Annotated in this window: 20 protein-coding genes and 1 other RNA gene; 20 read left to right on the forward strand and 1 reads right to left on the reverse strand. The window is 51.3% G+C overall.

Annotation, left to right across the window (positions count from 1 at the left end):
- Positions 1–6: 6 nt before the first annotated feature.
- The 17 genes from P0X86_RS09465 (at position 7) to P0X86_RS09545 (ending at position 16,889) form a co-directional block, all read left to right on the forward strand.
- Positions 7–978: a PhoH family protein gene (locus tag P0X86_RS09465; RefSeq protein WP_009590792.1), complete on the forward strand. Its 972-nt coding sequence runs from the start codon at positions 7–9 to the stop codon at positions 976–978.
- A gap of 14 nt (positions 979–992) precedes the next feature.
- Positions 993–3,293, forward strand: coding sequence for an HD family phosphohydrolase (locus tag P0X86_RS09470; protein ID WP_096773044.1), 2,301 nt, complete (start codon positions 993–995; stop codon positions 3,291–3,293).
- Between the two features lie 2 nt (positions 3,294–3,295).
- The gene (ybeY, locus tag P0X86_RS09475; protein WP_015734199.1) at positions 3,296–3,793 is read left to right on the forward strand and encodes an rRNA maturation RNase YbeY; all 498 of its coding nucleotides are present in this window, start codon (positions 3,296–3,298) and stop codon (positions 3,791–3,793) included.
- Positions 3,793–4,176, forward strand: a complete 384-nt coding sequence (locus P0X86_RS09480; RefSeq protein WP_213577419.1) for a diacylglycerol kinase family protein — start codon at positions 3,793–3,795, stop codon at positions 4,174–4,176. Before ybeY ends, P0X86_RS09480 begins: the two co-directional genes overlap by 1 nt.
- A 21-nt stretch (positions 4,177–4,197) precedes the next feature.
- A complete protein-coding gene (cdd, locus tag P0X86_RS09485) occupies positions 4,198–4,605 on the forward strand; it encodes a cytidine deaminase (RefSeq protein WP_009590810.1) in 408 nt (135 codons plus the stop codon).
- Positions 4,606–4,678: 73 nt separating this feature from the next.
- Entirely contained in the window at positions 4,679–5,581 is a 903-nt protein-coding gene (gene era, locus P0X86_RS09490; protein ID WP_096773047.1) for a GTPase Era, read from the forward strand.
- Between the two features lie 138 nt (positions 5,582–5,719).
- Positions 5,720–5,860 carry a YqzL family protein gene (locus tag P0X86_RS09495; RefSeq protein ID WP_009590824.1) on the forward strand — a complete coding sequence of 47 codons (141 nt, stop codon included), beginning with the start codon at positions 5,720–5,722 and terminating at the stop codon, positions 5,858–5,860.
- A 36-nt stretch (positions 5,861–5,896) separates the two neighbouring features.
- The gene (gene recO / locus P0X86_RS09500) at positions 5,897–6,652 is read left to right on the forward strand and encodes a DNA repair protein RecO (protein ID WP_015734203.1); all 756 of its coding nucleotides are present in this window, start codon (positions 5,897–5,899) and stop codon (positions 6,650–6,652) included.
- Positions 6,653–7,022: 370 nt separating this feature from the next.
- Positions 7,023–7,910, forward strand: a complete 888-nt coding sequence (glyQ, locus tag P0X86_RS09505) for a glycine--tRNA ligase subunit alpha (RefSeq protein ID WP_015734204.1) — start codon at positions 7,023–7,025, stop codon at positions 7,908–7,910.
- Positions 7,903–9,978, forward strand: coding sequence for a glycine--tRNA ligase subunit beta (gene glyS, locus P0X86_RS09510; RefSeq protein WP_096773048.1), 2,076 nt, complete (start codon positions 7,903–7,905; stop codon positions 9,976–9,978). Before glyQ ends, glyS begins: the two co-directional genes overlap by 8 nt.
- Positions 9,979–10,191: 213 nt before the next feature.
- Positions 10,192–10,668: a YaiI/YqxD family protein gene (locus P0X86_RS09515; protein WP_096773049.1), complete on the forward strand. Its 477-nt coding sequence runs from the start codon at positions 10,192–10,194 to the stop codon at positions 10,666–10,668.
- A 41-nt stretch (positions 10,669–10,709) separates the two neighbouring features.
- A complete protein-coding gene (gene dnaG, locus P0X86_RS09520; protein WP_015734206.1) occupies positions 10,710–12,527 on the forward strand; it encodes a DNA primase in 1,818 nt (605 codons plus the stop codon).
- Positions 12,528–12,569: 42 nt separating this feature from the next.
- Positions 12,570–13,700 carry an RNA polymerase sigma factor RpoD gene (gene rpoD / locus P0X86_RS09525; RefSeq protein WP_036666181.1) on the forward strand — a complete coding sequence of 377 codons (1,131 nt, stop codon included), beginning with the start codon at positions 12,570–12,572 and terminating at the stop codon, positions 13,698–13,700.
- Positions 13,701–13,962: 262 nt separating this feature from the next.
- Positions 13,963–14,721, forward strand: a complete 759-nt coding sequence (locus P0X86_RS09530; RefSeq protein WP_192569231.1) for a tRNA (adenine(22)-N(1))-methyltransferase — start codon at positions 13,963–13,965, stop codon at positions 14,719–14,721.
- The gene (locus tag P0X86_RS09535; protein WP_036666052.1) at positions 14,697–15,812 is read left to right on the forward strand and encodes a Nif3-like dinuclear metal center hexameric protein; all 1,116 of its coding nucleotides are present in this window, start codon (positions 14,697–14,699) and stop codon (positions 15,810–15,812) included. Before P0X86_RS09530 ends, P0X86_RS09535 begins: the two co-directional genes overlap by 25 nt.
- Positions 15,813–15,900: 88 nt before the next feature.
- An RNA gene (rnpB, locus tag P0X86_RS09540) (RNase P RNA component class A) lies at positions 15,901–16,307 on the forward strand.
- Positions 16,308–16,610: 303 nt separating this feature from the next.
- Positions 16,611–16,889: a hypothetical protein gene (locus P0X86_RS09545; protein ID WP_015734209.1), complete on the forward strand. Its 279-nt coding sequence runs from the start codon at positions 16,611–16,613 to the stop codon at positions 16,887–16,889.
- A gap of 68 nt (positions 16,890–16,957) precedes the next feature.
- Here the strand turns inward: P0X86_RS09545 and P0X86_RS09550 are convergent, their stop codons facing one another.
- A complete protein-coding gene (locus tag P0X86_RS09550) occupies positions 16,958–18,886 on the reverse strand; it encodes a S8 family peptidase (RefSeq protein ID WP_277748368.1) in 1,929 nt (642 codons plus the stop codon).
- 254 nt (positions 18,887–19,140) lie between these two features.
- Between P0X86_RS09550 and P0X86_RS09555 the strand changes: the two genes are divergently transcribed.
- The 3 genes from P0X86_RS09555 to P0X86_RS09565 all read left to right on the forward strand — a co-directional run bounded on the left by P0X86_RS09555 (position 19,141) and on the right by P0X86_RS09565 (position 20,442).
- Positions 19,141–19,647 carry a YpuI family protein gene (locus tag P0X86_RS09555; protein ID WP_009592128.1) on the forward strand — a complete coding sequence of 169 codons (507 nt, stop codon included), beginning with the start codon at positions 19,141–19,143 and terminating at the stop codon, positions 19,645–19,647.
- A 138-nt stretch (positions 19,648–19,785) separates the two neighbouring features.
- Complete coding sequence (locus P0X86_RS09560; RefSeq protein ID WP_006209042.1) at positions 19,786–20,010, forward strand: DUF1540 domain-containing protein; 225 nt, start codon at positions 19,786–19,788, stop codon at positions 20,008–20,010.
- A gap of 69 nt (positions 20,011–20,079) precedes the next feature.
- Positions 20,080–20,442 (forward strand): hypothetical protein, encoded by a 363-nt coding sequence (locus P0X86_RS09565; protein WP_009592139.1) that lies wholly within the window; start codon positions 20,080–20,082, stop codon positions 20,440–20,442.
- Positions 20,443–20,503: the final 61 nt, after the last annotated feature.

Below are 20,503 nucleotides of genomic sequence, written 5' to 3' on the forward strand. Positions count from 1 at the left end.
GGCTATTTGTCACAGCAAACGACCAGCATTCAAATTTTACTTCAAAGCGCGTCAGAAGGTCTGTCCTTATTCGGACCACAAGATACATTTCTAAAATTAATCGAAAAAGAGATTCCTGCAACGATCGATTCACGGGAAGCCGTCATCACGATTCGGGGACAACATCGAAATGTGGAGAGTCTTCAGCAGCTGTTTGAAGTGCTGCTCCAGCTTGTGCGCAACGGCTACATTTTGACCGAGCGTGATATTCTTTATGCTGTAGAACTTGCCAAGGATCTGAGAGCCGATCAGCTGCTGGATCTGTACAAGGGCGAGATTACGACAACTTTCAAAGGTAAGCCTATTCGAGTAAAAACCATCGGTCAGAAGCACTATGTGACCACCATCAAGAAGCGGGACATCGTATTCGGCATCGGTCCTGCCGGAACAGGGAAGACCTATTTGGCCGTCGTTCTTGCCGTAGCCGCGCTCAAGGAAGGATCCGTCAAAAGAATCATTCTGACAAGGCCCGCGGTGGAGGCCGGAGAGAGCCTGGGCTTCCTGCCCGGAGACCTGCAAGAGAAGGTTGACCCTTATCTGAGACCTTTGTACGATGCCTTATACGACGTCATGGGCCCGGATCAAACGGCCAAGGCGCTGGAGCGCGGGTTGATCGAAATCGCGCCGCTCGCGTACATGCGCGGACGGACGCTGGACGACTCGTTTATTATTTTGGATGAAGCACAGAACACCACGCCGGAACAGATGAAGATGTTTCTGACACGGCTCGGATTCGGTTCGAAGATGGTCATTACAGGGGACGTGACCCAGATTGACCTGCCGCGGGGGAAAAAATCAGGACTTATCGAAGCTAAAACGATATTAAGCGGAATTGAGGAAGTCGGATTCGTCTATTTCGCCGAACAGGATGTTGTACGTCATTCCTTAGTACAAAAAATCATCGTCGCTTATGATAAAGCAGCAGAAAACCAAGATTAAAGGGGATTGTCGCAATGGCCTCCAAAGAACCATCGACGGACAAGTCCATATGGAGTAAAAACAGCGGATGGAAATATAGCGTGGCAACACGCTATATTCTGTTTCTGCTGCTTGCTTTGCTCTTTTATATCAGTCTAGCATCCAAGCTTTTGCCGGAACGCTATGACATCCAGGTCAATACGAAAAGCGAAAAGAATATCGTGGCGCCCGTTCAAATCGAGGACAGCAAGGCGACGCTGAAAGCACAGGAGGCGGCGGCGGAGAATGTCCAGCCGATTTACCCTCTCGTCCCGCTGCGGAACGACGTTCTGGTTACGCAGATCCTTGACCGTATTGAACGTTTGAACCAGGACGTGGATATCAGCTCCGCCGAAAAGGTGGAGATTTATCGCAAAGAAATTCCGCGGATGGCCAGAGAATTCGTGCAAAATTTCGTGTCGGCCAACAGCACGAATGAAGCCTACTCCAAAGAGCTGCTTCAGGAAATGCAGCGGGTCATTGAAGAACAAACCTATCGGATTCCCGAGGAAACGTTCATTAAGATACCGCGGTTGAATTCGGAAGATATTATTCAGATGAAGCCCGTAGCCCGCGAGATCGTCTCCAGGCTGATGCTGAACGAGATCGTGGATGCCGACACGGCCCGCACCCGCGTGGCGGAACGAGTGAACACCAGCTCGTTGAATGATCGGACCGCCAGGGAAGTCGTTCAGGAACTGGCGAGTTTAACGATTACGGCCAACAAGTTCTATGACGAGGTCGCCACAAAGAATGCGAAGGTTGAAGCTCGCGAGAATACCCCGCCCGTCTTTATCAAACAAGGGGACATCCTTGTGGCAAAGGGTCAGCTCATCACGCCGGAGCTGTACGAGCTGCTCGGCAAGAACGGGCTGCTGAAGGACGACATCAACTATTGGCCGGAGCTTGGCGTTTTGCTCCTGTCCGTTTTGCTGTCCCTCGGCATACTGATGTTCATCCGGCAGTCGGAGCCGGGCAAATTCAAATACAACAACTCGCAGCTGCTGATGTTGGTCCTGGTGTACGTCATTACGCTGATCACCATGCATTTGACCGCATTTCTGCAGAGCGATTCCCAGATGTACGTGGGGTATTTGGCGCCTGTCGCGATCGGCGCGATTCTGGTTACCCTGCTGCTGGAGACCTCGCTTGCCTATTTCAGCGTCATTATCTTCAGCATCATGGCAAGCGTCATATTGAACGTTCAAGGGGAACTGTTCGACTTCAAGTTCGGGTTATTCGCAGCCGTGACTTCCTGCGTGGCGATCTTCTCGATCCACCGCGCGAGCCAGCGGTCGACGATGCTGAAGGGCGGCATCATGGCTTCTCTCTTCGGCGCCTTGATCGTGTTCATTATGCTGCTGCTCAATAACGACACGTGGACTACGACGGAAACGCTGTATTCGATCGGCTTTGCCATCGCGGGCGGACTGTTAACGGCGATCCTGGTTATCGGGCTCATGCCGTTCTTTGAAGTCACCTTCGGCATCCTCTCGGCGCTGAAGCTGGTTGAATTGTCGAATCCGAACCATCCGCTGCTTCGCAAACTGCTGACAGAGACGCCGGGCACATACCATCACAGCGTCATGGTCGGTAACTTATCCGAGGCAGCTGCGGAAGCGATTGGCGCCAACGGACTGCTGTGCCGCGTCGGTTCTTATTATCACGATATCGGAAAAACCAAGCGCCCGATCTATTTCATCGAGAATCAGAACAATATGGAGAATCCGCATGATTCCATAGAACCGAAGCTGAGCAAATCCATTATCGTAGCGCATGCAAGGGATGGCGTGGAGATGCTCAAGGAGTACAAGCTGCCCAAGCCGATAAGGGATATTGCGGAGCAGCATCATGGCACCACGTTTTTACACTATTTCTATCATAAGGCGGTTCGCCAGGCGGAAGAGCAGGGCGTCGAGCCGGATTTCACGGAGGATGATTTCCGCTATCCGGGGCCGAAGGCCCAATCCAAGGAGTCTGCGATTGTCGGCATCGCCGACAGCGTGGAAGCGGCCGTCCGATCATTGCGTAAACCAACGGTCGAACAGGTCGAATCGATGATCGAGAAGATTATCAAGGGGCGTCTGGATGACCATCAGTTTAATGATTGCGATTTAACGATGAAGGAACTGGACATCATCGCCAAGACGTTAAAGGAGACGGTGATGGGGATTTTCCATTCCCGGATCGAATATCCGGAGGATGTGAAGCGTCCCAAACTGTCCGCGCCGAACGGCGAAGCCTCGACCGCATCGGAGACGTCCGCAACGAGTGAGGAACAGAGAAGGAGCGTATAAGAATGAGCCTGCAGCTGGCATGGAATAATGAACAAGAGGATTTTCAGATTGGCGAGGAATTGATCGCCCTGCTTGAAGCGATTCTGCAGAAGGCCGGAGAGGCTGAAGGCGTAACCGATGGCGAGGTTGATCTGACCTTTGTCGATGATGAAGGGATCCATGAATTGAACCGGGAGTACCGGGGAATCGATCGCCCGACCGACGTGCTCTCCTTTGCAATGAATGAAATAACGAACGATGAGCTCGAGATCATTTATGAGCTGGAAGAGGGAGAAGAGCTGGAGAGCGTGCCGGATGTACTGGGCGATATCATTATTTCGGTCCCCCGTGCGAAGCTGCAAAGCGAAGAATACGGTCACTCCCTGGAGCGTGAGCTGGGTTTTCTGTTTGTTCACGGATTTCTTCACTTGCTCGGATATGACCATCAGGATGAGGCAAGCGAAGCCGAAATGATGGGCAAACAGGAAGCCGTACTTGCCGAAGTAGGATTGACAAGATAGTGAAGCCGCACAGACAATCGTTATACCGGGCTTTTAGGTGCGCTATACGAGGCATCTTGACGGCTGTACAAACGGAACGCAATATGAAAATCCACATTGCTGCTGCCTTGATCGTGTTCATCGCAGCAGCTTTGCTGCAATTGGATCGAATCCGCTGGTTATTTTTGCTATTGGCGGTTTCCGTTGTATTCATCGCGGAGCTGGTCAATACTGCGGTGGAGGCCATCATCGATTTGATCTCGCCAGATGAACATGAGTTAGCCCGGGTGGCTAAGGATACGGCAGCCGGTGCAGCGTTCGTTGCAGCGGCGTTTGCCGTCGTGATCGGCATTCTGGTCTTCTATGAACCGGTATGGGAATGGATACATTCTTTAACAAACTGAACGATATAGGAGGAACTAGATATGGATGCAGGTTTGTTGATGCAAGAAGCGATTAAAGCGCGAACGCGGGCGTACATACCTTATTCGAAATTCGGCGTGGGAGCGGCCCTGCTGGATTCTCGCGGACAGGTGCATTTGGGCTGCAACGTGGAGAATGCCGCCTACGGACCGACCAACTGCGCGGAGCGCACGGCATTGTTCCGGGCGATTGCCGACGGTCATGAAGCGGGGAGCTTCCAAGCGATCGCCATCGTTGCGGATACGGACGGCCCGTGCACGCCGTGCGGCGTATGCCGGCAAGTGCTGGTGGAGCTGTGCAAGCCGGATATGAAGGTCATTATGGGTAACATGAAGGGCGACATCAAGGAGACGACCGTCAGCGAACTGCTGCCGGGGGCGTTCGGTCCATGGGATTTAAACAAGCAGTAAGACTCCAAATCATATAGTATGGAATCAATGAAGTACACAACACGTAGATACGGAACCGTAACGGAGGCAGGGTATGCAAAAAAAACAATTTAAATCCGGTTTTGTGGCAATTATCGGCAGACCGAACGTAGGCAAATCGACGCTAATGAACCAAGTGATCGGCCAGAAAATCGCCATCATGTCGGACAAGCCGCAAACGACAAGAAACAAAATCCATGGCGTTTATACGACCAACGAATCCCAAGTGGTTTTTTTGGATACGCCGGGCATTCATAAGCGTCAGTCCAAGCTCGGAGATTATATGAACCAGACCGCTTTGAGCACGCTGGGTGAGGTTGAAGCGGCATTGTTCCTGGTTGACGCGTCCGAGGGCATCGGCGGGGGAGACCGGTATATCGCCGAGCAGCTGCAGAAGATCAAGACGCCGATCATCCTGGTGATGAACAAAATCGACAAGATTGAGCCGCCCGCTCTGCTGCCTCTGATCGAGCAATATCGGAAGCTGCATGATTTTGCAGAGATCGTCCCGATTTCCGCGAAGCTCGGCAGCAATGTGAACACGCTTCTCGAGCAAATCCAGAAGTATTTGCCGCCTGGCCCGCAGTACTATCCTGAGGACCAAGTGACGGACCATCCGGAGCAATTCGTATGCGCCGAGCTGATTCGCGAGAAAATTTTGCACATGACCAGGGAGGAAGTGCCTCATTCCATCGCAGTCACCATCGAGGACATGCGGGTAGAAGAGAACGGAACCGTCTATATTTCCGCCGTTATTTTCGTAGAGCGCGATTCCCAGAAGGGCATCATTATCGGCAAGCAGGGGGCGCTGCTTAAAGAAGTGGGCAGACAGGCCCGCCAGGATATTCAAAGGCTGCTGGGGTCCAAGATTTTCTTGGAGCTCTGGGTTAAAGTAAAAAAAGATTGGCGCAATCAAGAACGCGTTCTTCGCGATCTCGGATTTCACCGCGGGGAATAATGAAGCCGGCTCAAATTCGAGGGAAATCATACGCGGCTGCCGCCTGCCAACAATTGCATTTCATAAATCTGCTCTAGAGGCACATCCTAATTTTCGTAGATGATGCAGACGTCATTTCCGAAGAGAGGATGAATACGAATGCGAGATTTTTCGTGGAAGTATTTTGCGATGACTGGAGATGTCGATGCGTATTTGCTGTATAAGGAAGCCGAGGGTGAATCGGTCCTTGCAGCTGCATCCGTTGAAGACGAGGCGGCCCCGAATGAAGAAGACGAGTAATCATTGGTTGTTCCAGGAATGGTTGGGGGAAAGCGCATGCTATATCGGGCGGAAGGGATTGTCATCCGCAGCATGGACTACGGTGAAGGGAACAAAATCATTACACTTTGCACCAAAGAATCGGGCAAGGTAGGCGTGCTGGTCAGAGGAGCAAAGAAGGTGAAAAGCCGTCATGCTGCTCTGACGCAGCTGTTTACTTATGGAGAATATGTGTTCTTCCGAAATGGTACCGGGCTTGGCAACTTGAACGCCGGCGAGATTATGGAATCTCACCACGGGCTCAGGGAGGACCTTGTAAAAGCCGCCTATGCTTCTTATGCCTGCGAGCTCTTGGATCGGGTGCTGCAGGATGAGGAGACGGGCGCTTTTTGGTTTCATCAGCTCAAGGCCTGCCTGGAAGCCCTTCAGGAGGATAAGGATCCCCAAATTATCATCAATCTGTATGAGATGAAAATTTTGCAGGCGGCAGGGTACGGGCCGGAGCTGGATGTTTGCATTTCATGCAATCAATCGAGAAAAGACGAAGATATGCTGGTGAGCCCCCGCCTTGGCGGCGTGCTGTGCCGTTACTGCAAACATCTGGATCCGCCGGCGATGGCCATCTCGACCAGAACGCTGAAGCTGCTGCGCCTGTTTGGACGCCTGGACCTGAGGCGGCTGGGCAATGTAGACGTAAAGGACGAAACGAAGGCCGAGCTCAAAAAAGTCATGCGAGCGTTGATGGATATGCAGCTGGGGCTGCGTTTGAAATCGCAAAACTTTTTGGACCAAATGGACAAGTACAACATTTGACGTAAGGTATGGAATGAGGTATTATATTTGTCAGTTTATTAGTTTTTTGAATACTGGCATGCATTGAACGGGAAAGTAGTGAATAATCGATCCAATGATAGCGAGCCGGGGGCGGTGGAAGCCTGGCGGGAGATATTCATGAACAGGGCACCCGGGAGCATGGTGAAACGATAAAGTGGGTTTTGCTTATCGCTGGAGATCGTCAGATCACTCGGCGGCAAAAGCAAGGCCAAGTAGGGTGGAACCGCGGGAAGCTACAGCTCTCGTCCCTATGTCTGTACAACAGGCGTAGGACGAGAGCTTTTTGTTGTACAGAGAAATGTAAGCATGATGGATTGGATTCGAAAAAGAAAACAAAGGAGCTAAAATCATGAATTTCCAGCAGATGATTTTGACGCTGCAGCAATTTTGGGCGGAACAGAATTGCATCATCGTGCAGCCGTACGACACGGAAAAAGGCGCCGGTACGATGAACCCGATGACGTATTTGCGTTCGATCGGACCTGAGCCGTGGAACGTGGCTTATGTTGAGCCTTCCCGTCGCCCGGCCGACGGCCGCTATGGGGAGAACCCGAACCGTTTGTATCAGCATCACCAATTCCAGGTCATTCTCAAACCTTCGCCTGACAATATCCAGGAGCTGTATTTGGAGAGCCTGAAGCGTCTTGGCATCAATCCGCTTGATCATGACATCCGTTTTGTCGAGGACAACTGGGAAGCGCCAACGCTCGGTGCATGGGGCTTGGGCTGGGAAGTATGGCTCGATGGTATGGAGATCACGCAGTTTACGTATTTCCAGCAGGTTGGCGGCATTGACGCCAATCCGGTGGCTGTGGAGATTACCTACGGCATGGAGCGCCTTGCATCCTACATCCAGGATAAAGAGAACGTGTTCGATCTGGAGTGGGTAGACGGCATTACCTACGGAGACGTGTTCCATCAGCCGGAATTCGAGCATTCGAAGTATACCTTTGAGGTGTCCGACGTGAAGATGCTGTTTACGCTGTTTAACATGTACGAGGAAGAAGCGAATAAAGCGATGAACCAGCATCTGGTGTTCCCCGCTTATGATTATGTGCTGAAATGCTCGCATACGTTCAACCTTCTGGATGCCAGAGGCGCGATCAGCGTAACGGAGAGAACGGGATACATCATGCGCGTGCGCAACCTGGCTCGTCAGGTAGCTGCCACGTATTTGGAGGAGCGCGAGAAGCTGGGCTTCCCGCTGATTAAGAAAGGGGGCGCAGAGCATGTCTAAGGATTTATTGTTTGAAATCGGCCTGGAAGAAGTGCCGGCGAGATTTCTGCGCGCCGCGATGGAGCAGCTTCAGGACAAGTTGGTCAAATGGCTGGATGCTTCCAGAATCGCGCATGGCGAAGTCACGGCATTTGCCACCCCGCGCCGCTTGGCGGTATGGGTTCAGAACGTTGCGGATAAGCAAGAGGACGTCAGCGAGGAAGTGAAAGGGCCTTCCCGCAAGATCGCTCTCGATGACAGCGGGCAATGGAGTAAGGCGGCTCTTGGTTTTGCCAAAAGCCAGGGCGTTGATCCCGAGAGCTTTACGTTTAAGGAGCTCGGCGGAGTCGAGTATATTTACGTGACGAAGAATAGCGTCGGCGTGGATACGAAGTCCATCCTGTCCGAAGGACTGCTTGGAATACTGACTTCGATGACATTTCCGAAAAACATGCGCTGGGGAGCGCACGAATTCAAATTCGTCCGTCCGATTAAGTGGATGGTCGCGATGCTGGGCAGCGAGACGGTAGATCTGGAAATTACGGGCGTGAAGGCCGGTAACGTAACTCGCGGGCATCGTTTCCTTGGCGGAGAAGCCGTAATTCCGGAAGCATCTGCTTACCGGGACGTGCTTCGCGAACAGCATGTTATCGTCGATGTGAATGAGCGCCAGGAGATGATCGTTTCGCAGATCCAGGCGCTGGCCCAGGAGAAGGACTGGAATATCGCGATCAAGGATGACCTGCTTGAGGAGGTATTGTTCCTGGTTGAGACTCCAACCGTGCTGTACGGATCGTTCGACTCCTCATTCCTTCATATTCCGCAGGAAGTATTGATTACGTCCATGCGTGAGCATCAGCGGTATTTCCCGGTGCTGGATAAGCAGGGACAATTGCTTCCGTATTTCGTAACGGTTCGCAGCGGGGACAGCCGCTCCCTCGACGTGATTGCGAGAGGAAACGAGAAGGTGCTGCGGGCCCGGTTATCGGACGCGAAATTCTTCTATGAGGAAGACCAGAAGCTTCAGATCAAGGATGCCCTGTCGAAGCTGGAGAGCATCGTTTTCCATGAAGAGCTGGGGACGATCGGCGATAAAGTCCGCAGAATACGCCGGATATCGGACCAACTGTCCGCGAAGCTTAACGTTTCTGCTGACGCAGCCGATTCCGTGAGCCGTGCGGCCGATATTTGCAAATTCGATCTGGTGACGCAGATGGTCTATGAGTTCCCTGAATTGCAAGGGGTCATGGGAGAGGATTACGCAAGAAAAGCCGGTGAGAAGGAGCATGTGGCCAAAGCGGTGTTCGAGCATTACCAGCCTCGCTTTGCCGGCGATTCGGTGCCTTCCACGATGGTGGGTTCCATCGTGAGCATCGCGGATAAAATCGACACCATCGTGGGATGCTTCTCCATCGGCATTATTCCGACTGGCTCCCAGGATCCTTACGCACTCCGGCGTCAGGCTGCGGGCATCGTTCAGATCATCTTGGAGCACAAACTTCCGGTGACTTTATCCGACGTGTTCGGCGTGGCGCTCGAGGTTCACGAGAACATTCGCGTATTGAAGCGATCGACTGACGAAATCCGCAAAGACCTTAAGGAGTTCTTCGGGCTTCGCGTGAAGAAGCTGTTGTCCGAAGACCAGCGTTATGATGTGGTGGATGCGGTCATTACGGCCGGATTCGATCATGTGGTGTCCGTCGTATCCCGCGGCCATGCGCTGATGAATGCCGTGGAGAGCGTCCAGGATTTCAAAACGACGGTAGAGTCCTTCAACCGGGTCAGCAATTTGGCTGCCAAGGCGGGCAAGGCCGCCGTCAACGCCGAACTGTTCACGGAATCGGAAGAAAACAAGCTTTATGAAGCTTGGAACGCGATTCGCGCAGATTACCATGCCGCGCTGCAGGCAGCGGACGGCGAACGTTCATTGTCCTTGCTGAGTGGACTGAGGGAGCCGATTACCGGGTTCTTTGATTCGGTCATGGTGATGGCTGAAGACGAAGCGGTTCGGGCCAATCGCCTTGCGCTGCTCTCCGGCATCGACGGTGACTTGAAGCGGTATGCCGATTTCACGAAATTGGTGTGGTAGTAGTGACAGCATGATTTTGCAAATGGTATAATGTATTGTTCAGTGAAAGCGACAGCCCGCGGTTCAGCGCGGGATGGCGCTTTCGCTATGAACGGACGGATTCAAGCAAGGGCAAGGTCATTGTTTATTTGGGCAGCAGGATTTTAATCGGCCAAAGACGTATATAATAATATACAGCATAATAAGGACCCAAGATTAAGATAAGAGCCGGTGATGCGTATGAACGAAAGCTCCATTTCGATCGTGGTTGACGGGGATGCTTGTCCAGTCAAGAAGGAAATCGCAGAGACTGCTCGTACATTCCGTGTGCCGGTGCTGCTTGTTTCTTCCTACGATCATCTGCTGCAAGCCGAAGAAGGGGTTACGACGATCCAGGTGGACCGGAGTGATCAAAGTGCCGACCTCTACATCGCTAACCACATATCCAGGGGGGATATCGTGGTGACGCAGGATTATGGACTGGCTGCGCTTGCGCTTGCCAAATCATGCCACGTGATCTCCTTTCGCGGCCGTATTTTCCATAATACGGATATCGATTTCATGCTGGATTCCCGTCACCATCAGGCGAAGGCGAGGAAACAAGGAAGGTATGGCAAAGGGCCCAAGAAACTGCTTGACGAAGACCGGAGGTTTTTTCAACATAAACTGACAAAACTTTTGCGTGAATTGCAGGAGAATGTCCACCCGTAGCGAATACTATTTACGTGCCAAAAGAGATGAAGGTGGTTTGGATGAGTACCGGACAAGGCAATATTCCGGATGATGTCATTGAGGAAGTACTGGCCAAAAGCGATATTGTGGATACGGTCAGCAAATACGTGCATCTTACCAAACAGGGGAAATACCTGAAGGGCTTGTGCCCATTTCACTCAGAGAAGACTCCTTCCTTTACGGTTACACCGGAACGCCAAATCTTTTACTGCTATGGCTGCGGTAAGGGCGGAAACGCCATTAAGTTTAGAATGGAAATCGAAGGATTTTCTTTTCCCGAAGCCGTCAAGACAATGGCAGAAGAGAATGATATCTCGTTGCCGGAAGGTCAAGGAGTTCCCGTAATTCCTCGTAATCCGGAAAAAGAACGTTTGATTGAAGCGTATGAGCTTAGCGCCAAGCTGTACCATTTCCTGCTGAAGAATACGGAACATGGTACGGAAGCCATGAAGTATTTAAGAGCCCGCGGAATGAACGACAAGATGATTGATCAGTTTCAAATCGGTTATGCGCCGGATCGTTGGGACACGCTGGTTCAGTTCCTGACCAAACGCTCCTTTGACTTGAAAGAGATGGAAAGAGGCGGTTTATTATCCGCAAGACATGAACAAGAAGGCTATCTCGACCGTTTTCGCGGACGAATCATGTTTCCGATACATGACCGCAGCGGCAAGGTCATCGCGTTTGCTGGCAGAATACTGGGGGACGGTCAACCAAAGTACCTGAATTCCCCGGAGACACTTCTATTTAATAAGAGCCGCACATTGTACAACCTGCACCAGGCCAAAACATCCATACGCAAATTGCGTCAAATTCTGTTATTCGAAGGATACGGCGATGTCATTTCGTCATGGGAAGCAGGACTGCACAACGGTGTGGCAACGATGGGAACCTCTCTAACGGAAAACCAAGTGGCAATCATGAAATCGGTGGCTGAAGAAGTTGTTGTTGTCTATGATGGCGATAAAGCCGGCATGGCCGCCGCGTCAAAAGTCATTCCAATGCTGGAAGGCGTTGGTCTCAAGGTACGAATCGCTTTGGTGAACGAAGGAATGGACCCGGATGATTATATCCGCAAGTTCGGTCCCGAGCGTTTCAGGCATGTGGTAGAAACAGCCGTTTCAACAACAAAATTTAAACTTATATATCTGAAGAAAAACCATATACTGCTAGAAGAAGATGGTAAAATTGCGTACGCCAAAGAGGCACTGCCCATTATCGCCGTACTGGATTCCTCAACCGAACGGGAGGTTTATTTGAGGGAATTATCCTCCGAGCTTCATCTTTCCTACGAAAGTCTTAAGCAGGATTGCAATCTGCTTCGGCAATCGATGCAAAAAAAGATGGGCGATGGGGATAATAAGGAAAAAAGGTGGAATAATGGTAGGCATAAAAAAGGGCGCCAGCCCGCCCCGGCACTTCTGCCTGCTTACCATGCTGCAGAACGGCGGCTGCTGTCGCTGATGCTGCAGGATGCGGAGGCCGCGCGATACGTTGGCGATCGCCTGGGAGAAGCGTTTAATATTGAAGATCATGCGGCAATCGCTGCTTATCTATATGCTTTTTACGCACAGGGCAAATCCCCGGATATCAGCCGTTTCATGTCATCGCTCCAAGACGATCGTTTGGAAATGACGGTCAGCTCGATCATGATGATGGAAGCACCCGCCGAGTGGAACGTTCAAGTGCTCGATGATTGCATACGCGAGGTGCTGAAATTTCCGCAGCAGAGAGAGATCGACCAGAAAAAAGAAGAAATGATAAAAGCGGAGCGCTCAGGTGATTTTTTGCGAGCCGCGCAAATTGCAAGTGAGATTATCGCCCTAGAAAGACAATGAAGCCCCGCGCATTGCTGTTTCTAGGGAGGAGGGAGTCGAATGATGGCGAATGATCAGCATACTGAACTAGAAACGGAATTTACGCTGGATCAAGTCAAGGATCAGTTGATTGAACAGGGTAAAAAGAGATCCGTATTAAGCTATAAAGATATTATGGAGAAATTGTCGCCATTTGATCAGGACACGGAGCAGATGGAAGAGTTCTATGAGCAGCTGGCCGACCTGGGCATCGATGTGGTAAATGAAAATGACGAAGAGGGCCCTCACCGGCAATCGGGAGATTCCGAATCCCATGATAATGAGGATTTTGGATTTGACGACGATCTTTCACTGCCTCCGGGGATCAAGATTAACGACCCGGTTCGGATGTACCTGAAGGAAATTGGACGGGTTCCGCTGTTGTCCGCGGATGATGAGATCGAGCTTGCCAACCGGATTGAACAGGGAGATGAAGAAGCCAAGCGCCGTCTGGCCGAAGCCAACCTGCGTCTCGTCGTAAGTATTGCGAAGCGTTATGTGGGTCGTGGAATGCTGTTCCTGGATTTGATTCAGGAGGGCAACATGGGTTTGATCAAAGCCGTGGAGAAATTCGATTACAAAAAAGGCTTCAAATTCAGTACGTATGCGACTTGGTGGATTCGCCAAGCGATCACGCGCGCGATCGCGGACCAGGCCCGTACCATCCGTATTCCCGTGCATATGGTAGAGACCATCAACAAGCTGATTCGTGTATCCAGACAGCTTCTGCAGGAGCTTGGACGTGAGCCTTCGCCGGAGGAAATTGCTGCAGAGATGGAACTCAGCGTTGAGAAAGTCCGGGAGATCATGAAGATTGCCCAAGAACCGGTTTCGCTGGAAACGCCGATCGGCGAAGAGGACGATTCCCATCTTGGGGATTTCATCGAGGATCAGGAAGCACTCGCTCCTGCTGACGCGGCTGCGTACGAGCTTCTGAAGGAACAGCTCGAGGATGTGCTGGATACGCTGACAGAGCGCGAGGAGAATGTCCTTCGCCTTCGTTTCGGACTCGATGACGGCCGCACAAGAACGCTGGAAGAGGTCGGCAAAGTATTCGGCGTTACGCGTGAACGGATACGGCAGATCGAAGCCAAAGCGCTCCGTAAGCTTCGTCACCCGAGCCGCAGCAAACGGTTAAAGGATTTTCTCGAATAGCTTAATCCACGGACCTTCTGCAGTAACGCAGCAGGTCCTTTTTTTCGAATGTAAGCAGAGTGAATGAGGTTTCTTGGTTCTGGAATTTCTTCCTGCATTTGTTGTATTGGTCTTTATTTTAGCTCTTTTCCAGACCCATTGCAAATGACTTGGCACCCGGTTGGTTTGCCGGATTTGCGGGTTTGCAGTTTGGTATCGTGTCTGTTAGGGTAATGAATAGATCGTGGATTGAACGAAAATATGGAATGTAAGGGTGTCAGCATTGAAATTATCAAGAAGATTAACGAAAATTCTGGAGAAGATTCCTCGCGGCAGCAAACTTGCAGATATCGGTTCGGATCATGCCTTGCTGCCCGTGGCTGCCGTGGAGTGCGGAGCTGCGGTTCAAGCTGTCGCCGGTGAGGTAAACCCAGGCCCATACGATGCTGCCGTCAAGCAGGTCATCGAATCAGGGATGACCGATGTCATCAGCGTGCGAAAAGGGGACGGATTGAATGTGCTCTCGGCCGGTGAGGCGGACGTGATTACCATTGCCGGCATGGGCGGCAGCCTGATTGCAGCGATTCTGGATCGCGGGATCGAGAAGCTGGCCGGCGTTCGCAGGCTTGTTTTACAGCCGAACGTGGGAGAGGACATTTTGCGCAGATGGTTGCATTCCCATGGCTGGGTGCTGATCGAGGAATGGATCCTGGAGGAAGACGGAAAAATTTACGAGGTGCTGGTCGCCGAGCCTTCGGATACAACCGACCTGACGAATGAACAGGTATACAAGGAAAGGACGATCGGAGACGGTGTCCGGCTTTCTGCGGACTGGCTGTTCCGTATGGGGCCTTGGTTGACGCAATCCCCGAATCCGGTTTTCCACGATAAATGGACGTCGGAGATGGAGAAGATGGGGTATATACTTCAGTCGCTATCGCGTTCGGATCTGCCCACGGCAGCCGATAAGGCGAGCGAGATTCGATCGGATATCGAGTTTATTCAGGAGGTGCTGGCATGCTTGCCAAAGGACAAACCGTAATTCAATTCATGGAACAACTGGCCCCGAAGCACGTGGCCGAACCCGAGGACCGGATCGGGCTCCAGCTCGGAACTTTGCAAAAGGACATCCGCACGGTGCTGATTGCACTGGACGTGAATGACGAAGTGGTGGATGAAGCCATAGAGCTTGGGGCTGACCTGATTATCGCGCATCATGCGATTATCTACCGTCCGCTGAAGCAGCTGCAGACGGATACGCCGATGGGCAAGGTATACGAGAAGCTGATCAAACACGACATCGCGGTCTATGTAAGCCATACCAATCTGGACGTAACCGAGGGCGGCATGAACGATTGGATGGCGGAGGCGCTGGGCATCGAGGATACGTCGCCCATCCATGACATGCATAACGAGCAGCTGTCCAAGCTGGTGGTGTTTGTTCCGAAGAGCCACCATCAAGAGGTGCTGGATGCCGTGCTCGGAGCCGGCGCAGGCTGGATCGGAAATTACAGCCACTGCAGCTTCAATATCGAGGGCTTCGGCACCTTCGTTCCAAGAGAAGGCAGCACCCCTTTTCAAGGCAAGGAAGGAAAGATGGAACGGGCAGACGAGGTCCGGATCGAAACGATTGTTCCCCACACGATTAAGAACAAGGTCATCCAGGCTATGCTGAAGGCGCATCCTTATGAAGAGGTTGCCTACGATCTGTATAACATGGACCTGAAGGGAAGATCCCTCGGTCTTGGACGGGTCGGGAAGCTGAAGGAGCCCCTGACGCTGGCTGAGTTGGTCGACGTGGTAAAAGAGAAGCTGGAGGTCCCTCATGTTCGCGTAGTAGGAGAACTCGACCGTACCATACGCAAGGCAGCCGTTATAGGCGGCTCCGGAGGACGCTACATGATGAAGGCGCTGTTTCGGGGAGCAGACGTGCTGGTAACGGGGGATGTGGATTATCATACGGCACAGGATGCGCTGGCCGCAGGACTTACAATCATTGATCCGGGCCACAATGCCGAGAAGATCATGAAAGTCAAAGTTGCCGAGTGGATGGAGCAGAAGCTGCAGGAGCATAAGTACGAAACTCGGGTCGTGGCTTCCCGCATCAACACGGAGCCGTTTCAGTTTGTTTGATTTCGGAATGGGAAAATAATCAGCTGTTGTTAATGTTTAATGGTTGTGTACCGCATGGAATCACGATATAATATGTAATGTTGTCCGGAAAGTTTGACAGACAATCGCTGGCGGCCTCAAAGCCGCGAGAGGAAAGTCCGGGCTCCATAGGGCAGGGTGCTGGATAACGTCCAGTCAGCGCGAGTTGAAGGATAGTGCCACAGAAATGGACCGCCGATGGCCGCCTTAGGGCGGCACAGGCAAGGATGGAACCGAGGTGTAAGAGACCCCGAGGAACGCTGGTGACTTCGTTCCTGGTAAACCCCACCTGGAGCAAGACCTAATGGGACGCAGTCTCCTTCGAGGAGACAGCCTTAGCCCGAGGCGCGTCCGGGTTGGTCGCTTGAGCCGATTAGTAATGATCGGCCTAGATAGATGATTGTCGCTTATGGTGGCAGGGTAGTTCCCGCTATGACCACGAAGAGCACAGAACCCGGCTTACGGAAAACTTTCCCAACTGCACAACGATTTTATGAATATGCTATGGTACAAACGCGTATTTTCTTTTCACTCCTTGCGGGGGTGTACAGGAAATGCGCGTTTTTTCAAGTATCAGAAAGTATAACCTTCGAAGTCCTGATATCGCAAGAAACTTCCTCTAACCGTGGTCTGTCTTCTGAGAAAGTACGTCGATAGACGTTTTTCTTCTGGATTTGTGAAAATATTGGGAGATCATGTGCCCTGTACGGATAATCGTCCATACCAAATAGCCCTTGGGATAATAAGCTATAATCATCAACGGAAAGGAGATGCAAACACATGTCTTGTCATAACGATTATCCATGTCCTCCGGTGTCCCCGATTGTGTGCGATCCGATTGTAGTCGTGAGAGACCACTATGTACCGCAAATCGTACCGGTTATTCATCCTATAAAAGTGGTGGATAAGATTCACTGCGTGCCGGTAGAAAAACATCTGTACACGTACAGCGAAGAAGAAGTCGTAACCGAAAATGGAGGCTATGGTGGCGTTACGGTATCCGGCAAGCGTTCCAAGAAAGCTACAGTGCGTACCAGCCGTACCCGCCGGAAGAAATAAACGTGACGGCATTGTCTCGGATCATGAATAAAGCAGCCAACGCGAGAGGGCGGAAGCTGCTTTATTCTTTATCTTTTATCGTTTGAGCCGTTTAGTTTGCGGAGCTCTTGCTCCAGATTGCGAAGGGTATGGCCGGGCCACATTTGAAGAGGCACTTCAGGGGCGCCAACCGACTTCAAGGACTGGAAGATGTCGATCTGACCATGACCGTAATATTTATCCCTTCCCTTGTCGCCAAGATCCACCGCTTGATTGATCATGACATCCATGACCTCTTGATTGGTCAGGTCAGGATTAAGGGAACGGATGAGCCCTGCCATGGCGGCTGCATGGGGACTGGCCATGGAGGTCCCGGACAGAGCGGCATATTGATTTCCAGGGAAGGTGCTTGCGATATTGGTCCCTGGAGCGGCCACATCGATGTAATCGCCGTAGTTGGAATATTCCGCCCGCTTCTGATTGGAATCCGTTGCGGCGACAGCCAACACCTCCGGATAGGCGGCAGGATAGCCGGGGCGCTCCGTGTTGTCGTTGCCTGATGCGGCAACAAGCACAACGTCGCGATCATAGGCGTATTTAACGGCATCATGCAGGAACTGGGAGTCGGCATAGTTGCCAAGACTCATATTGATTACCTTGGCTCCGTGATCCGTGGCCCAAATAATGCCTTCCGCGACAGCATAGGTTGTTCCCGATCCGGATCCGTCGAGCGCTTTGACCGGCATGATTTTGTTGTACCAGCTAACGCCCGCAACGCCTTCGCCGTTGTTGACCAGGGCACCGATGATCCCGGCTACGTGCGTCCCGTGCCCCACATCATCCAGCGGCTGTTTGTCTTTCTCGACAAAGTTGTATCCTTCCACCAGTTGTCCGTCCAAATCGGAATGCTGAAGATCCACCCCTGTGTCAATTACGGCGATGATGACATCTTCGCTGCCTTTGGACAGATCCCAGCCCCGGTTTGTCTCGATGACGGGCAGATTCCATTGATATTCCGAAAACAGGAGATCATTCGGAATATTGACTTGGGCATTCGCCCCATCCGGGAAATCCGAGTTAACCCGGGATTGAGGGTTGCGATCATTGGTTAAATAAATGTAGTGAGGCTCCGTGTATTTGATTTTCCACTTCTGCTGGAAATAGGAGCGAAGCTTCTGGTAATCCATATCTTTGGAACGGAAAACATAGGCATAACCCAGTCTCCTTGGCGTTTCGCATGATATTTCCTTGGAGATATCCAACAGCTGCTGCTTTGACGGTTCATTTTGAAAGGACACCACGATTTCATTTTCGTAAAAATGACTGGCCTTTTCATTATCATGGCCGGTTTTGACGGTGATGTCGGAGAGGGTATCCGCATGGATGGACTCGACCCGGAATTTTCCTTCCTTCGGATACGGAATTAAGCGGAGATTCCGCTTCTGGTGATTGCTTACCTCTTGGAGCACGGCTTGATTGACCAGGGCGGCAGCGCCATATCTGCCATCCTTGGACGGTTCGGCCACAACAAAATAAGGCTGCCCCGCCGCGTTGAATTTGGGGGAATCATAAGGTTCCCCGCGTTTCAATTTCTGCTGCGCCAGTTGAAAATGGTGGGCGATCCGATTTTTGTCGGTTTTGCTCATTTTGGGAAGCTGGCCTTGAATGTCCGCCATCTTGTTTTCCTTGAGGTTATACCAGCGTACTTGCTGAAAATGCTTGTGCATCTTTTGCTCTTTCTGCGTATACGCCTTGACTTGCCCCGCGCTGCGCAAAGAATCATTGTTCAGCATTTTGCGGAGGTGTCCCCTGGCATCGAGACGGTTTAATTGATCCGTTGCCTGGATATCGCCCAGCATGGTAAAATGCTTGGCCTTGTTCTCCTGCTGGGGTTTTAAGGGCCGTGACGGTTCAGCCGTTGGAGCCGGCTGTTTCGAGCCGGGGATGAACAGCAAGATCAAAAGCGCGCCAATAACTGACGCTGCCCCTATAATGCTCCAAAAGGTACGAGATTTCACATATTTTCCTCCTCGCCGCATTTCAGGATGTAAGTAATCTTAGCGTGGGAAGAGTGCATCCTTTTTATGCGTGCAAGAAATCTTTAGTCAATAAGAGTGAATACGCCAAAAAAATGTACTAAAAATAACCTTGTAAGTGTATTCATGATAGGGATTTCGTTATCCCAAAATTTGTGTTAGGATAGTACATATTAGCATGACCGTCAGGCCGTTTTGGCCTGCAGGTCACGACCATTTAAGGGGGATCTATCGTAATGCCAGCAGACAATCTTCAGAAATTATGCTCAGAATCCAGAGAAAAGTTGAAATCTGCTATTTCGATTATGGAAACGTTTTTGAATGAACATGCTTTATCTCAATTGGTAACGGAACAGGACGAGGAAACCGTTCACTTTTACAAAGGATTCTTGTCGGATGTTCGCCATTTGCTCGTATTTTCTGAAGTTTCCTATGAGAAGCTAGGCGTTGTACAGCGTCGCCCTAATTTTGATATCGATTTTGCCGAGAAGGCTTTGTATAATTTGTATCATCGCTGCGTGAACAGCTTCTTCTATCCAAAAAATGAAAGTTATTCCGAAGATGGCCGTTACGCCTACACCGGACAGGATGCCATCCGTTTCCGGAAGAAGCCGGTACGTCCCGCACGTGACGTCATCATGAACATTACCAAGATTTATGAAGAGCTTCGCGACGATCTTGCTTATTACGAGAGCGATTATTTGACGGAGCGCCGGATGCAATCCGAGAGAAGCCACGCTTAGTATAATTATGGAAGACTCAAGAGATGCCAGCCGTTGGCATCTCTTTTTTGCGTTCCGCGCCTAAGGCACCAACTGACAATCGTTATCGTGCATACCGGCCCTAAACATAGGAAAAAATGTTGACGAGGTGATGCTAAAATGGCCAACGAAGCCAAACCATTAGTGAAGTGCAGTGTCAGCAATTGCCATTACTGGGGAGAACAAAATTTATGTCATGCCGAGATGATTATGATCGAGATTGACCGTCATGCGAATGTGAAACTTAACGAAGAGTATGGGGCAGAGCCTTACGTAGACGATCATCAGGATGTTGCTGACAAGTCTTCCGAGACCTGTTGTCTGACCTTCAAGCCGAAGGGCTGACGGGCACAAGCTCCGGATAAAGTCCGGGTGCCGGGCACTTTAGGATGATGGAAATGGAGGAAGCGAGCTATGGATAAAAAACATCGCAAAAATAAAATGAAGGTTGTTCAAGGCAAGCGAAACCGGGTAGACTTCCCGCGGAAGGATCACCGCGAGGAATATGCTGCCGAGGTGGCTCCGCCGATGGAAACCTCGGTACGGCATGCAGACGAGGATAAGACGGATCTCTCCACCGGCCGGGCGGTCGGATACGTAGGCCTGGTATTAGGGATTGCCTCCTTGTTCATGTGGTCGGTCATTCTCGGACCTATCGCGGCTGTCGTGGGTTATTACGCATACAGCAAAGGCAGCAGAACGACAGGTGCTTGGTCCATAGGACTCGGGATTCTGGCGACGCTCAGTTATTTTATCTTGATTCCTTTCAGCAGATAATGATTGATTTATTTATCATCGTTTAATATGGGCGGGTCAACCGGGAAGGGTTGGTCCGCCT

Origin of the sequence: Paenibacillus sp. BR1-192 (assembly GCF_029542445.1) — a bacterium.
GTDB classification, from domain to species: Bacteria; Bacillota; Bacilli; order Paenibacillales; family Paenibacillaceae; genus Paenibacillus_AQ; species Paenibacillus_AQ lautus_A.

Coding starts and splice junctions, on each gene's coding strand:
- glyS (WP_096773048.1), top strand. CDS start 7,903: ATGTCTAAGGATTTATTGTTTGAAATCGGCCTGGAAGAAGTGCCGGCG.
- P0X86_RS09545 (WP_015734209.1), top strand. CDS start 16,611: ATGTCTTGTCATAACGATTATCCATGTCCTCCGGTGTCCCCGATTGTG.
- P0X86_RS09535 (WP_036666052.1), top strand. CDS start 14,697: ATGCTTGCCAAAGGACAAACCGTAATTCAATTCATGGAACAACTGGCC.
- ybeY (WP_015734199.1), top strand. CDS start 3,296: ATGAGCCTGCAGCTGGCATGGAATAATGAACAAGAGGATTTTCAGATT.
- cdd (WP_009590810.1), top strand. CDS start 4,198: ATGGATGCAGGTTTGTTGATGCAAGAAGCGATTAAAGCGCGAACGCGG.
- era (WP_096773047.1), top strand. CDS start 4,679: ATGCAAAAAAAACAATTTAAATCCGGTTTTGTGGCAATTATCGGCAGA.
- dnaG (WP_015734206.1), top strand. CDS start 10,710: ATGAGTACCGGACAAGGCAATATTCCGGATGATGTCATTGAGGAAGTA.
- glyQ (WP_015734204.1), top strand. CDS start 7,023: ATGAATTTCCAGCAGATGATTTTGACGCTGCAGCAATTTTGGGCGGAA.
- recO (WP_015734203.1), top strand. CDS start 5,897: ATGCTATATCGGGCGGAAGGGATTGTCATCCGCAGCATGGACTACGGT.
- P0X86_RS09515 (WP_096773049.1), top strand. CDS start 10,192: ATGCGTATGAACGAAAGCTCCATTTCGATCGTGGTTGACGGGGATGCT.
- P0X86_RS09495 (WP_009590824.1), top strand. CDS start 5,720: ATGCGAGATTTTTCGTGGAAGTATTTTGCGATGACTGGAGATGTCGAT.
- P0X86_RS09555 (WP_009592128.1), top strand. CDS start 19,141: ATGCCAGCAGACAATCTTCAGAAATTATGCTCAGAATCCAGAGAAAAG.
- P0X86_RS09565 (WP_009592139.1), top strand. CDS start 20,080: ATGGATAAAAAACATCGCAAAAATAAAATGAAGGTTGTTCAAGGCAAG.
- rpoD (WP_036666181.1), top strand. CDS start 12,570: ATGGCGAATGATCAGCATACTGAACTAGAAACGGAATTTACGCTGGAT.
- P0X86_RS09560 (WP_006209042.1), top strand. CDS start 19,786: ATGGCCAACGAAGCCAAACCATTAGTGAAGTGCAGTGTCAGCAATTGC.
- P0X86_RS09470 (WP_096773044.1), top strand. CDS start 993: ATGGCCTCCAAAGAACCATCGACGGACAAGTCCATATGGAGTAAAAAC.